Source organism: Hyella patelloides LEGE 07179, from assembly GCF_900659865.1.
GTDB lineage: Bacteria > Cyanobacteriota > Cyanobacteriia > Cyanobacteriales > Xenococcaceae > Hyella > Hyella patelloides.
In genome coordinates this window covers 1-14,686 of the sequence record NZ_LR213803.1, presented here as the reverse complement: position 1 = coordinate 14,686, position 14,686 = coordinate 1, and the positions used below count along the sequence as shown (strand labels likewise).

Below are 14,686 nucleotides of genomic sequence, written 5' to 3'. Positions count from 1 at the left end.
TTAATCGAGTCGAAAATTATTATTAGTTGGATGGGGTAAGGATAATTCTTTTGTCTGTACTTTATTAAGTAAATACTCTAGCTCTATAAATTCTCGATAATAATCATCAAATAAGTTTAATTTTCTTATTATAAGATAATCTCGAAGTTCTGATGGAAAAAACAAAAGAGATGCTTTAGTGATTTCTTCATTACGATATGCCAATCTCAGGGCATTTCTGGTCGCAGTAGTAAGTTTTAATTGAATAGAGCTTATCCAAGTTTTTAGAGCGACATTTTGCTTAGTTATATTTTCTAAGTATTCTCTTTGAACTTTCTCTATATTCACTCCAGTACTACTCTTAAAATAATTATATAAATAAGGTTCTGGCTGTAACCAAGCTTGTAATAATAACAATGAATCAGGATTCTCTACTGTCTCTATATTTGAAGCAAGAATATTTAATGCTTCATCGGGGTTTTTTTCTGCTAAAAGCAAAGCTTTTATTATTGGTCTTAACCTTTCATGTTCCACTTTATTTATAGACTGACCATCCAACCACTTTAAAAGAATTTGTTTTTCATAAACAGAATTATAATGGTAATTATCAGACGATAACTGTTGAGATAATTTAGAAAACAAATTTAAGCTTTTTTGAAGCACTTCGTTTTTAACCTCAGATAATGGTAGTTCATTCCACATACTAGAAGTTAAAAATTGAGGAGTAATTAAGCCTTGTAATGCTAAAGCGGTAATAGCTTTTTCTGTTTCATTAATTTTTAGATACTCTCGTCCTAATAAGTAATGAGAATAAGATGAAATACGTGGCAATAACTGTATTGCTCGACGAAAATATTCAATTGCTGATTGACTATTACCTAGATCTCCATACATCATGCCTAACATTTGATTAAAATGAGCATCATTTGGTGCTGCTTCAACTACTTTCTGAAGATGTTTTAAGCTTAATTCTGTTAATTCTAAGTAAAGCTTTTGTTCTCGAACAGGTTCTCTAATTCGCATTGCTATGATAGCAGCAGTAATATTATAGGTGGGATCCCAAGAAACTAAATTTGCTGCATCAGCTATCTTTTTATAGCCAACATCTAGTCTTCCTACAACAAAATTACGATGAGCAATTTTAGTTAATCTTAATGCCAAAGTTTGAGGAATCCAAAGCAATAAACTAGCAATTAAGATAGTAATTGAGATTAAGCTAATCCAACGACGACAATAGTTGCCAAAGATATTTATTTTCTCAAAGCTATTATCATCAGCTAATTTAATTAGAAGCAATGTCAAAAATACTAAATTAATACTCAGAGAAATATTTTCTAACTGATAATCTGTTAAGGTAGCAACACTATAAGCCAAGAAACTACCACCAGTACCATAAAGTAAAGAACGCTCTCTTAGATTAGTCAATCGATAGTACAACTCGAACCATAAACGAAGTAAACAAACAATTAAAAATAGGTAAGTAGATAAACCAACTAAACCCAACTCACCGAAAATCTGCACGGGAGTATTATGTAATTGTTGTATATGAGTTCCCCCAGTACCAGTTTCAATTGGACGATACAAATCATAAACACGAGACATATTACCTGCACCGACACCAAACAGAGGTCGGTCTTTAAAAATATTGCTGGCTGCTTCCAGCATTAGTAGTCTGTCCTTGCTTTGTCCGTCAATCTTCAGTTGTATCAGTGGCGCATCACTATTAAAACCATTAAATTTGACAATTCTTTGTACCCTAGAATTATTTAAAGAAACAGTCAATAAAATAGCCAAAACTAAACCACAACTAACTAAACGCAACCATCTTTGTTTGCCTTTACTACGAATTATCAAAAAAATAACTGTAGCGATTGCCAAAGCTAATAGTCCTAAAAAGCCACCCCGCGAACCAGTATAATAAAGCACAAATAACATTAAGCTACTAGCAGCCAAAGCCCCTATTCTTTGCCAACTTTTACTTGCTATAGCTAAAGCTATAGTCAAGGGGAAAACTAACATGATGTATCCCGCAACAAAGTTTGGATGTCCCATAGGATAATTAATACGAGATGCATCGGAAGCTCTTAGTGGATACCAAACAGCCAATCCTACAAGGCAACTAATTACCCCTGCAATACTAATTCTTTGCCACAGGTGGTAAATATTAAAACTCTCTACTGCTATCCAGTTACGAAGCACATATAGTAGCATCAAGTAGCAAAATACTAGGGAAATATTCCAAGCGGATACTACTTTAAATTGAGCAAAAATTCCTGATAAGATAAGTGCAACCATAATTGCAGCTACTGCCCAGTCTAAACCATAACCTAATAACTTGAAAGGTATTTTAAACTGACGAAGCATCCAAATAATCCAGATACCCAAAGCCAAAAATCCAATCTGCCATACAATAATCCAAGGATAGGAAACCATTAGATAGTAACTATTGGGAAGCCAGGTATAAAAAACTAGCATCGCCAGACAAATATAACCTAACCATTGACCACGCCAATTAGGATTTGATTGAGTATCTTTGGATAAATTCATGCTCTAGATAACAAGACTGCTATCTTTGTATACCCAATTTGACTACGATCGCGATCGTTTGAGAGCAATTTTTTTGTTAGCAACCCAACTCTGTAAGGTGGGCATTGCACTAAAGTACTTCCTTCGGTCGCCCACCCTACCGTATATTTACAGGGAATATTTCAAACAGTGCAATTAGCTGATTTTAATAACCAGCAACCAAACCCTAAACCAATCGCATTAGGTAGCCATGCTGCAATCAGAGGAGAAATTAAACCTGCAATACCCAATGAGCCAATCATAAAACCTAGTAAATAATAACTAAAAACGATCGCAATACAAAGACCAAAGCTTCTACCACGATTGAGATTACTAAAGGTAGCCCCTACGGATGAACCAATGAGAGCGAAGATGATACAAATAAAAGGAAAAGCTAATTTTTGCTGGATGCGGACTTGAAATAAACGAATTTTCGGTAAATTACCGCTATCGAAAATTAACTCTAAATAGTCTCTTGCTTGAGTTAAACTCATGGCATCAGGATCGCGTTCTTGAGTAACTATTTTAAAGAATGTTGCGGGTAAGGCAATTTGATAGTTATTAAAAGTTTTTCTCAATGAATTTAAGATATCTTTTCCCAGATTATCTATTATGCCCTGTTGCATATTCCATAATTCAAGTTGAGCATTCCAGTAGGCGTATTTGGCTGTAATAATTTGTGTTAGTTGTTGATTTTTCCAGCTAATTACTACAATATTATTTAATTTATTGCCATCAAATTTTTCTGCATAATAAAGCCTTTTGAGTTCTTTTTCTTCTGTATTTATAGATTCATATTCAGGGTAAAAAATATCTTTTTTTTGGAGAGCAACTTTAGTTTCAGGAAGAAAAGGCTGTTGCAAAAGAATTACTTGATAGTTGGCTTGAGGAACGATCGCTTCGTTAGTAATTAAAGTTAATATGGTAATTACAAAACTAAAATAAACAGCAGGAATAACAATTTTATAAATACTAATACCGACACTTCTAAAAGCAATTAATTCGCGATCGCTATTTAAACGCCCGTAAACTATTAAAGTGGTTAATAATGTGCCAATCGGCAAACCATAGGCAACATATTCAGGAATTTTCAAGACAAATATTTTAAGAGCAACTACCAGAGGTAAATTGTAATTATTTATCTGATAAGCTAAATCTGATATTGTACCAATAGCGACACCTACACCAGATAATAAGCCTACGGTTAAGCAAAAAAGTATTATTAATTGTTTAAATAAATATAAATTAAGTATTGAATTAATCACTATTATCAATAGTTATTGCATTATATTTTTCTGACTAAATATGTTTAGTAAAATCCTTATTAGAAAATAAATGTGAAATGGTGTGTAACAATATTAATCGAATTTCGTACGGGCGAACGGCTGTTCGTCCCACCAATGACTCCTGATTTTGTAAATATGGACTTTTTATTTTTATCTAAATTACTACCTACTTTTATTTATCCTTTAGGATTATCCTGTATTTTATTGATAGTTGCCTTTTTTCTCGCTTTAAGACGATCGCGTTTTGCGACAATTCCCATCGCACTATCTTTTTTAATCTTGATGATTACTGGTAATCCTCGATTTTCTGATGCTTTAGTCAAATCTTTAGAATGGCAAAATACGGCAACTCAAAATTTACCCACCGCAGATGCTATCGTGGTTTTAGGGGGTGCAACCAGAAGTATCTCTCCTCCGCGAGTAATGCCCGATTTGAACGAACATGGCGATCGCATTTTGTATGGAGCTCAACTATATAAAGAGGGGAAAGCCCCTTTAATTGTGCTATCTGGAGGCAGAATAGAATGGTTTGGTAAGGAAGAATCCGAAGCGACAGATATGGCGAGAATTCTGAAATTAACAGGAGTACCCGAAGAAGCCATTATTCAAGAAGATAATTCCCTCAATACTTATGAAAATGCTAAATTTACCAAGAAAATTTTAGACGAGAGAGGCATTAAAAAGATTTTACTGGTAACATCTGCTTTTCACACACCGCGATCTCTTAAAATCTTCGCTCGTCAAGGGATAGAAGCCATTCCCGCGCCTACTGATTTCCTGATTAGCGAACTAGATTTAATCAAGCATGACTATAGTATAGAATCAAGAGTTTTGAGTTATTTTCCTAAGTCTGAAAGTCTCTATTACACAACCAAAATTATTAAAGAATATATTGGCACTTTTATCTATCGTTTGCGAGGTTGGCTTTGATTTTAAGCAAGCAAAAATGAGGAATCAGATAAAAACTCAACTATATTCAGTACTTTCATTATTTCTTTATCTTTTCTCCTGATTCCTTAACCAAGAAAAGGGGTAAAATTTATGTTATCTCCATACGACAAGGTTAATTACTTACAGAGAATACTCACCCCCTATATGATTATAGCTCTCGTGGCTAATAAATAAGGAACAATGTCCAAGTACCAAATGTCTACTTGGGGATGAAAAATATTTCACCTAGACTCATCCTTTCCTAATGGTAAGAAAGAACTGATAACTGTTAAAATTCAATTCCAGCTTGTGCTTTAACACCTTGTTCTTTAAAAGGATGTTTTACCAAAGTCATTTCTGTAACCAAATCTGCCTTTTCGATTAATTCTTTGGGCGCGCCTCTTCCAGTGAGAATAACGTGGGAATCTTCAGGTTTTTGTTCTAATCCTGCAATAACTGTTTTTACATCTAAATAACCTAGTTTGAGAGCAATATTAACTTCATCCAGTAATACCAAGCGATATTCAGGATTTGTGATGTATTCTAAAGCTTTTTCCCAAGCTGCAATTGCTTTTTCCGTGTCTCTAGCTTGATCTTGAGTTTCCCAGGTAAAACCTTCCCCCATAGCATGGAACTCCAACTGTCCTTCCCATCTACCTAAAACAGCTTTTTCGGCGGGTTCCCAAGCACCTTTTATAAACTGAATAATCGCTACTTTGTAACCATGACCTAGGGATCTCATTACCATTCCTAACGCTGCGGTAGTTTTTCCTTTACCATTACCAGTATTAATAATTATTAGACCTTTTTCTTGGTTTCTCTCTGCAAGACGTTGTTCTTGAACTTCTTTACGCCTTTGCATCTTTTGTTTATATTTCAGGTCATCCATAGTTGATAAGTTATAAATTAATGATTCTTTTTCAATTAATCACAGTTGGCACACATTATGAGTAAATCGATCTAAACCGCAACAAAGTCATAAGTATCTTAATGTACCAAGGAATTAGGATTCAAGAACTAAGAACAGAAACAGAAGTGTAATCACGACAGATTAAAATGTATAAACGCCAGATAAAAAAAGTTTTTTTAGGCGATCGACGACAAATCTAATATCTTGTAAGATCGACAAAATTAGTGTTTCAACTCTGTTTTATATGTGTAATTTTTATCTATATATTGATAACTACAGAACAATTGTAAAAGTATCAACAAATTGTAACTAAGTCTTCATTCCTCGTTTCTTTATACTCCTTCCTTAGTTGTATACTCTGAGAAGCTAAATAATTTTACTTACAAGAAAATGCTTAACAATAGCTTTTTACGTTCTACTATTTTAGTAGGAACACTGAGTTTATCTCTGGCTGCTTGCGGTGGGGGTGGAGAAACAACACCTACTGATTCTGCTAGTAGTACTGCGGGTGGTACAAGTCGTCTAGATACTGTATTGAGTCGTGGTAACTTAATCTGTGGTGTTAATGGTCAATTGCCTGGATTTAGCTTTGTAGATGAAAATGGTGAATATTCTGGGATGGATGTCGATATCTGTAGAGCGATCGCTTCTGCTTTATTTGATGACCCTTCTCAGGTAGAATATCGTGACCTCAGCGCACAAGAACGTTTTACCGCAGTACAATCAGGAGAGGTTGATATCCTCATTCGTAACACTACCTGGACAATTAACCGTGACACCTCTGTCGGGATGGAATTTGCTCCCACCACTTTTTATGATGGTCAAGGATTAATGGCGACTACAGCCAGTGGAGTACAACAATTAGAAGATTTGAACGGTAAGTCAGTGTGTGTTTTATCTGGTACTACCAACGAACAAAATTTAACAGATCGAATGCGAAAACTAGAGGTAAACTATACACCAGTGGTCTTTGAAGATACTGATGCAGTATATGCAGCCTATGAACAAGGACGTTGTGAAGCAGTGACTAGCGATCGCTCTCAATTAGTAGCTAGAAGAGCCGTTTTAGCTAATCCTGATGACCATGAAGTTCTCGAAGTTGTCATGTCAAAAGAGCCTTTAGGGCCCTTGGTTGCTAACGGGGACGCTAAATGGTTTGATGCTGTGAAATGGATTACCTATTCTTTAATTCAAGCGGAAGAATTTGACCTTAATTCTCAAAATGTAGCCGATTTTGCCGAAACTGAAGACCCTCAAATTAGACGCTTTTTGGGTCAAGAAGGTAACTTAGGCGAAGACATGGGTTTACCCAATGATTTTGCAGCCAGAGTAGTGAGAAATGTGGGTAATTATGGTGAAATTTATGAGAAAAATATTGGTACACCTTTCGGTTTAGATCGAGGACAAAATCAACTCTGGAGTGATGGCGGTTTACTTTATTCTCCTCCTTTTAGATAGTTTTTAAATGGTTTAGAGTAAGCATCGAAAAATGAGGAAAGAGGAACACATAATTTTACTTTAATCCTTAATCCTCATTGCTAGTAATTACTTAGGCTCGGTTGAATAGCTTATTTATTGTGGATGATGAGGAAATAAGGAACTAGGGAATTAGGGACAAACTTTATTTAACTTAATTATTCGCACTTGATACTAAATAACTTCAATTTAAGTTTTTTCTATAAATATTGCACTTTTAATCAATTAAAAAATTGCCAAATAACTTATTGAAGATAATATCAATGAAGTTTACGCTAGCCAAATAGTAGATAATGATGCTAGCCAATGGAGAACACTATAGAGTTAGTTATTACCAATTATTAAGAGAAGGGCAAATTGTATTTTATCCAAAAATATGTAGGGACAATTCATGAATTATCCCTACATTAGATTACCCATTCCCCTAAAAAACTATCCTGTATGATGTTGAGATTATCTAGTATTTTCAAAAATGCGATCGCTTAATAGTTAAATAATAAGCAAAGAATTAACTAATACAAGTGTTAAATTTATAACGCTCAATGGGAATTATAAGTACAAGTCGAATTTATTAAAACCTCTCTCCAAATTGTACTTTACTTCTTAATTGTATTGATTGTATGTTAGTAAATAAACAAATTAATTTAGATGTCATAAGTTGTCTTCTAAATGAAGTTCTAAAATCTGAAGGTGTTACTGCTAAGAAAGTTAGCTTCAAAAATGATTATCTGCAAATTTTACTGGAAGCAGACAATATTCCAGATCGAGAAAAATGTATTTCTTTTATTAGTAAGCAATTAATACAACTGAATATTGAGTCAATAGTTAAGGTTTATGGCAAGCAAAAAGAAGAAGATTTTCCAGAATGGGTTGTAGAACTTTCCATAGAAATACAATCACAAGCCAATATTGCTGAATTAGCTCAGAAACGTAATATAGAAGCAATTATCGATCTTGTTTCTAATAATCTAGATATTGAAAGTATTAATGTAAAAGCTTCATGGAAAAATGACTGTTTACAACTTGTCTTATTTTCTTCTCAAAAAATAGATCAAGAGCTAGCTACCACAATTAAAAACAATATTTTTGATTTAAAGATAGAAGAATGTAATAAATTGAAAATATATAGTCAGCAGATAGATGATGATTTTCCTGACTGGATGAAAGAATTTGAAATAGAACAAGTTAATGCTTTAGAAAAGACAATTAAGGAATCTCTACAAATAACGGAGAATAAAGATAATTTGTTTTCTATCTGGAATTCTTTTACTCAAACAATAACTACAGCAGGAGAAAATGTGAGTAATAGTATTACTTATGCGGGGCAAAGCGCAGTTGAAACAATCACTTGGGCTAGTAGTACTGTAGGAGAAACAGTTTTAAAAGCTACAGATGGAGTAGGATATTTATTTGAAATAGTTCAAAATAGTCCTCAGCTTAATGAATTAACTAAAACATTAAAAGTAGATTGGATAGTTCAAATAATTGATAAAGTAGACGTTGTTAAAGCAGAAGTTGAGGTTCAAGAATTACAGTCAAAATATACTCATGAAAACCCATCAGAAATTGCTCATCGTATTATTACCTCTAAAGCAATGTATGCTGGTGGAGCGGGTTTAGCTAGTAGTTTATTACCTGGTTTTGCAGCAGCAATGTTTACTGTGGATTTAACAGCTAATATGTTGTTGCAAGCAGAAATGGTTTATCAAATTGCTTGTGCTTACGGACTTGATATTAAAGACTCTGCGAGAAAAGGGGAAGTGTTGGCTATTTTTGGTTTGTCTCTTGGCGGTAGTCAAATATTAAAATCTGGTAGTCAATATGCTTTGAAAGCAGGGTTAGGTTTTTTAAGAAATATTCCTGCTGCGGGTGCAGCCATAGGTGCTAGTACAAATGCGTTAATGATTTATTCTCTTGGTTATGGTGCTTGTCGATTTTATGAAGCAAAAGCAACTAATGTAACTATGGAAGCAACTTTAGAAGATATTCAAAAAGAAAATAATAGTTATCTGGAAAAAGCTATTGAACAAGAAGTAATTATCGATCAAATTTTAGTTCATGTTGTGGTGGCAGGAAATCCTGATAAAAATTGGCAGACAATTATGCCTGAATTAAAAAGTTTAAATTTAAGTCCTGCTTCTTTAGAGACAATTTCTAAAAATATTAAATCTCCTCCATCTTTGGAAGAATTATTAGAGCGGCTTAACCAAGATTTTGCGATCTCACTATTAGCTCAGTGTCAAAAGGTTGCTAACTTAGATGGAGTTATTAATATAGAAGAAGCAAAAATAATTGCTAAAATTGCTAGAAAAATTGATATTGATTAAATAAAAAAAATGTAGGGATAATTCATGAATTATCCCTAAGATAATAATCATTTCTGGTGATTTAGCGATTTTCAACTTTTGAGTTGAACAAATTTTATTGCCTTTACAGCAATCGCCTTACTAATCAAAAATAATTTGACTTTCCAGACAATCGCTACAGCATAGCATATATGATGTAAAAATTATCATAATGCGTAACTCCTGCAATAAAAGATGAATAATGCCTGCGGTAATTCGATTACGAGACATCAATAAGGGCTGATACTAACTACTAACTCTTTCAATCTGTTTTTTTAATACCTCTAAATCTGTAGCTGGTTCGAGACAAGATACACTATGACAGAGTAAACCAACAGAATCTTGTGGTAAGTCTTCACTGAGACGATATGTAGTAGTCGGAAAATAGTCAGGAATTAACTCCGTTAATTGTTGTGGTGTGGTTTTAACTACAGTACCTTGCAGAAACCAATCCAAAGCTATAAATAAACTGGGACAGGCTTGGGGTGATTGTTCCATGATAGTAGCGAAAGCCCGCAATCCTTGTTCTGAGCGATCGCGATATGCTAAATTGTCTGTTAACAGTGCTAGTCTAACTAAATTAGTAAGAGCAACTCCGTTAGCTGAAGGGGTAGCATTATCGATGTAAGAGCGTTCTTTAATTAAGAGATTTTGTTCTCGATCTTGAGCATTATTATAGTAGCCTCCTGATTCGGCATTCCAGAAAAAGCGATCGAATTCTGTTTGTAATTCTATGGCGTAGTCTAACCATTGAATTTCTTCAGGACAAGCAGAGTATAAATCTAGTAAAGCTTTAATCAAAAAAGCATAGTCTTCTGATTGAGCGAACACTGCCACTTTACCATCATAATTAAGGCGATATAAGCAATTATCCGATCTTTGCTGCTGCCAAATAAAGTTGACTGCATCTACAGCTAATTTTTTGTACTGAGTCTCGCCAAAGACACCATAAGCCCTAGCCAAACCTGAAATAACCAAGCTATTCCAAGCAACAATCATTTTAGTGTCTGTAACAGGGGGAATACGTCCTTTCCAAGTTTTTTGTAGAGCCTCTTGATTGTTTTTAGCTGGAGGAAAACTATCAACTAGTTGTCTACTCTCACCATAGCGCACGGCAAACAGACGGTTTAAGATTGTTTCTAAACCAGATGGTAACTCTCGATCGTGGAGTCTTTGTAAAACGTTGCTTCCTTCAAAATTACCTTGAGAAGTTACGGTAAACTCTGCTTGTAATTGAGCTAATTCTTCGGGAGTTAAAAGATCGGCTAATTCTTGATAATTCCAAACGTAAAATAAGCCTTCTTCTGGCTCTGTATCTTGTGTAGTAGCAAAACTATCTGCATCTTGAGCAGCATAGAAATAACCATCAGGTGACAGCATTTCTCTTACTAACCATTCTACCGTACCAGCGATCGCTTTTTCAATGGCTGGCTTCTGAAATCCCGTACTCCATAAATTGGCTAAATACTCTAAAATTTGTCCATTATCGTAAAGCATCTTTTCAAAATGAGGTACTGTCCACGTAGCATCCACTGTATAGCGATGAAAACCTCCCCCAACACGATCGTAAATACCCCCCAAGACTAAATCTAGCCCTCTTTTACGAGCTAATCGATCTGAGTCATGATGCAATTGTTCTCGTAATTTTTTTCCTTGAAGAGCTACTTGAGCGTAGGGAATCATCGGGAAACAAGGACGACTAGGGTCACTTGAACTAATCACCCCTGTATTTTTATCCACACCTTGAATCAAAAGATCCTTTGTGAGTTTTTCACTATCTGAGACAGCTAAAACAGCAGAGCTATGCAAATTATTAGTAATTTCTGTTTTAAAATGCTGTAATTTCTCTTTTTCTACCTTATAAAAGCGATGAATTGCCTTTAAAATATCAGCAAAACCAGGGCGATTATATTTAGGCTCTAAAGGAAAATAAGTCCCGCCATAAAAAGGTACTAAATCCCCAGGAGTCAAAAAGATATTAAGCGGCCAACCCCCTTGACCAATCATCATTTGAAGAGCTTGCATATAAATGCTATCGATGTCTGGTCTTTCTTCTCTATCTACTTTAATGGGAATAAAATTGTCATTGAGATATTCCGCAATAGCTAAATCGCTAAAAGCTTCCCCTTCCATCACAGTACACCAATGACAGCTAGAGTAACCAATAGAGAGAAAAATCGGTTTATCTTCCTGTTGTGCTAATTCTAAAGCTTCATCGCACCAATACCACCAATCAATCGGATTACTTATATGTTTACGAAGATAAAGACTACTAGAATCGATCAGATGATTTGCCATTGGGAAATAAGTATAACTACTGATTTATAAGCATTCTAGCTAATGTTTAATATTTGTGGAAAAAAAGTAAAAATTTAGGCAGTATTTGAACGTGACTTAATTAAGATGGCTTGGGTCTTAAGTTTTATGGCTTTTCATTCTCCCTCAAAGACTTGACTTAAACCATATGTATTAAGTTTTATCGTTTTTAGGATTGCGGTCTGCTGACAGCAGCACTGCGCGCACAGCGAAGCTGATCTCTTCGAGATCGCTAAATATATTCTCTATCAAGACGATCAAAAACCATAATTTTCTGATTATTTTACTTAGTTATTCTAAAGTTAAACATAATTCTACTAGGAAGCTTACCATGCTTTCTAGACATCAATCCAGTAGAAGTAATTTAAGATATTTATGATTTATCCCAATAAATTCTCTACCAAAAATCCTGATTCAAAAATTGATTATTGGCAAAAAAGTCTTGAGAGCATTGCTCCTAAATTAGATTTCCCCACAGATCGAGTAAAAACAGTCATTTCTAGAGCAGAAGATCGAATCAATTTTCGCCAAGATAGTATAGGACAAAATCTCTCGATCCTATCTGGGGATTCAAGCCAAGCCTTAAAAAGAATTGCTCAACAAGAAAATATTCCACTGTCGATTATTTTACTTAGTGCTTTTAAGATTTTACTTTATCGCTACACTAATCAAGAAGATCTAGTAGTTGGCTGTTTCAATTGGTATAGCAATCGTTCTGAAACAAAGCTGGAGATCTTACCCATCAGAGTGACAATTGAAGCGCAGCAAAAGTTTTCAGATTTATTAGCGATTATTAAAAACCGCATTTCAGAAGCGAGTAATTATTCAGACATAAACATAGCTACATTAACCACAGCTTTAACAGAGAACAACCCAGAATTTCCAGCAGCCTGTTTATCTCAGATGTTGTTTAGATTTAACAGTTTATCTACAACTTCTGAAATTAAACTAACCAGAAAAATACCTCAACGAGAATTATTTTTAGACATCGTAGAAAAACCAAACCATTTAATCTGTAGAGTTGAATACGATCGCAATTTATTTGATGAGTCTACCATTCAACGGATCTGTGATAACTATCAAGTATTACTCAACTCAATTATTGCCAATCCTCAAAATTCAATTACCTCCCTGTCTTTACTATCCACAGCCGAAAAACAACAAGTTTTAGTCGATTGGAATCAAACTCAAACAGAATCTTCATCGCAATGTATTCATCAACTATTTGAAACACAAGTTCAAAGAAATCCTCAAGCCGTAGCCGTCATTTGCCAAGGACAACAGTTAACTTATGGGGAATTAAATACTCAAGCCAATCAACTGGCTCGTTATCTACAAACCAAGGGAGTAACTAAAGGCTCTTTAGTCGGTTTATGTCTAGAGCGGTCGCTATCTATGGTAATCGCCATCTTCGCCATTCTCAAAGCAGGAGCAGCCTACTTACCGCTAGATATCAGTAATCCCACCGCCAGATTAGCTTTTATCCTAGAAGATGCCCAGGCAAAAGTCTTGCTAACCCAAGAAAGCCTACTCGAAAAACTCCCCGCACAAGTCGAGCAAACTATCTGTGTAGATTTGGATTGGCATTTAATCGCCCAGCAGCCTCAAGATAATTTAGACGAGGCTGTAAACATTGCAGATTTAGCCCATATTATCTATACTTCAGGCTCTACAGGCAAACCCAAGGGAGTAGTGCTGACTCATGGTAATTTGAGTCATTATGCTCAATCTTTGCAGTTAGCTTTAGACATAACCCCCGCAGATATTTATTTGCATCGTGGCTCAATAGCTTTAATAGTATCCGCCAGACAACTACTCATGCCTTTGGCACAGGGAGCGACGGCGTTAATTGTTACAAAAGAAGAAACCAGAAACCCTTTAGAGTTCTTTGAACTAATCAAACGCTACGGGGTAACGATAGTAGATCATGTTCCTTCTTTTTGGCGCAACTTCTGGGGAATTTTAAATCAACAAAATAGCGATCGCCGTAAAAGTTTACTGGACAACCAGGTGCGTCTTGTAGCAGCAGGAGGAGAACAAGTAACTCCAGAAATCTATCAGTGCTGGCGCGAGACTTTTAAAAGCGATGTCAAACTGGCAAATATTTATGGTCAAACAGAAGGTACGGGGGTGGTTACCATGTATCAAATCCCCGCTCAAATCGATCGCCGTTTCAAGTCTCTTCCTGTAGGTAATCCGATTCCCAACATGAAAGTATATCTTTTAGATCGAGATTTACAGCCAGTTCCCATTGGAGTAACTGCCGAAATTCATATTAGTGGCGCAGGAGTGGCACAAGGCTATCTTAATCGACCTGAATTAACTGCTGAGAAATTTGTCTCCAATCCTTATGTTCCAGGAGAGCGTTTATATAAGACTGGAGATTTAGGACGTTACCTATCCGATGGCACAGTGCAATTTTTAGGTCGTGTAGATCGTCAAGTTAATATCCAAGGATTGCGGATTGAATTAGGAGAAATTGAAGCAGTACTCTCACAACACCAATTAGTTCAAGAAGCAGCCGTTGTGGTTCGCGAAAATAAACTAGGGGAAACCCTCGCAGCATACATTGTGCCGAGTAAAGTCCAAAAGCCAACGGTGGAGATACTCCGCAGCTATTTGCAACAAAAACTACCAACCTATATGATTCCTGGGACTTTTCTCTTTGCCGATAATTTTCCTTTGACCACCAGTGGGAAAGTAGACCGTCGCGCCTTATCTGCTCTGAATTTAGCAGAATCATCAGAATCTATCGTAGAAGAAAGCGATCTCGCCGTTGGCGAGGCGCGTTGCGATCGCTTAGAGCAAGAAATTGTCGAGATGTTACAAGATATTCTAGGAATCGAGGAAATCAGTATTCAAGATAACTTTATCGATTT

The 14,686-nt window shown here is 35.4% G+C and carries 8 protein-coding genes; 4 read left to right on the top strand and 4 right to left on the bottom strand.

The features are described 5' to 3' along the window. Positions 1-2,526 carry an O-antigen ligase family protein gene (locus tag H1P_RS08235; RefSeq protein ID WP_144866047.1) on the bottom strand — a complete coding sequence of 842 codons (2,526 nt, stop codon included), beginning with the start codon at positions 2,524-2,526 and terminating at the stop codon, positions 1-3. Positions 2,527-2,687: 161 nt separating this feature from the next. Then, positions 2,688-3,809, bottom strand: a complete 1,122-nt coding sequence (locus H1P_RS08230) for an LptF/LptG family permease (protein ID WP_246141529.1) — start codon at positions 3,807-3,809, stop codon at positions 2,688-2,690. Positions 3,810-3,965: 156 nt separating this feature from the next. Between H1P_RS08230 and H1P_RS08225 the strand changes: the two genes are divergently transcribed. Further along, on the top strand, positions 3,966-4,760 hold the full coding sequence (locus H1P_RS08225; RefSeq protein WP_144866096.1) for a YdcF family protein: 795 nt from the start codon (positions 3,966-3,968) through the stop codon (positions 4,758-4,760). Between the two features lie 289 nt (positions 4,761-5,049). Here the strand turns inward: H1P_RS08225 and cobO are convergent, their stop codons facing one another. Continuing rightward, positions 5,050-5,649 carry a cob(I)yrinic acid a,c-diamide adenosyltransferase gene (cobO, locus tag H1P_RS08220; RefSeq protein ID WP_144866041.1) on the bottom strand — a complete coding sequence of 200 codons (600 nt, stop codon included), beginning with the start codon at positions 5,647-5,649 and terminating at the stop codon, positions 5,050-5,052. Positions 5,650-6,060: 411 nt separating this feature from the next. Between cobO and H1P_RS08215 the strand changes: the two genes are divergently transcribed. Continuing rightward, entirely contained in the window at positions 6,061-7,128 is a 1,068-nt protein-coding gene (locus H1P_RS08215) for an amino acid ABC transporter substrate-binding protein (protein ID WP_144866039.1), read from the top strand. A 638-nt stretch (positions 7,129-7,766) separates the two neighbouring features. Then, positions 7,767-9,473: a hypothetical protein gene (locus H1P_RS08210; RefSeq protein ID WP_222426982.1), complete on the top strand. Its 1,707-nt coding sequence runs from the start codon at positions 7,767-7,769 to the stop codon at positions 9,471-9,473. A gap of 264 nt (positions 9,474-9,737) precedes the next feature. Here H1P_RS08210 and H1P_RS08205 read toward each other — a convergent pair whose 3' ends face one another. Then, positions 9,738-11,789, bottom strand: coding sequence for a thioredoxin domain-containing protein (locus H1P_RS08205; RefSeq protein WP_144866036.1), 2,052 nt, complete (start codon positions 11,787-11,789; stop codon positions 9,738-9,740). A 393-nt stretch (positions 11,790-12,182) separates the two neighbouring features. On the opposite strand from H1P_RS08205, the gene H1P_RS08200 reads away from it, so the two are divergent. Further along, on the top strand, positions 12,183-14,686 hold a 2,504-nt coding region (locus tag H1P_RS08200; protein WP_144866034.1), incomplete at its 3' end, for a non-ribosomal peptide synthetase.

Bases quoted from the DNA above. Each gene is read 5' to 3' on its own strand.
- H1P_RS08235 (WP_144866047.1), bottom strand. From the start codon at position 2,526: ATGAATTTATCCAAAGATACTCAATCAAATCCTAATTGGCGTGGTCAA.
- H1P_RS08225 (WP_144866096.1), top strand. From the start codon at position 3,966: ATGGACTTTTTATTTTTATCTAAATTACTACCTACTTTTATTTATCCT.
- cobO (WP_144866041.1), bottom strand. From the start codon at position 5,649: ATGGATGACCTGAAATATAAACAAAAGATGCAAAGGCGTAAAGAAGTT.
- H1P_RS08215 (WP_144866039.1), top strand. From the start codon at position 6,061: ATGCTTAACAATAGCTTTTTACGTTCTACTATTTTAGTAGGAACACTG.
- H1P_RS08210 (WP_222426982.1), top strand. From the start codon at position 7,767: ATGTTAGTAAATAAACAAATTAATTTAGATGTCATAAGTTGTCTTCTA.
- H1P_RS08205 (WP_144866036.1), bottom strand. From the start codon at position 11,789: ATGGCAAATCATCTGATCGATTCTAGTAGTCTTTATCTTCGTAAACAT.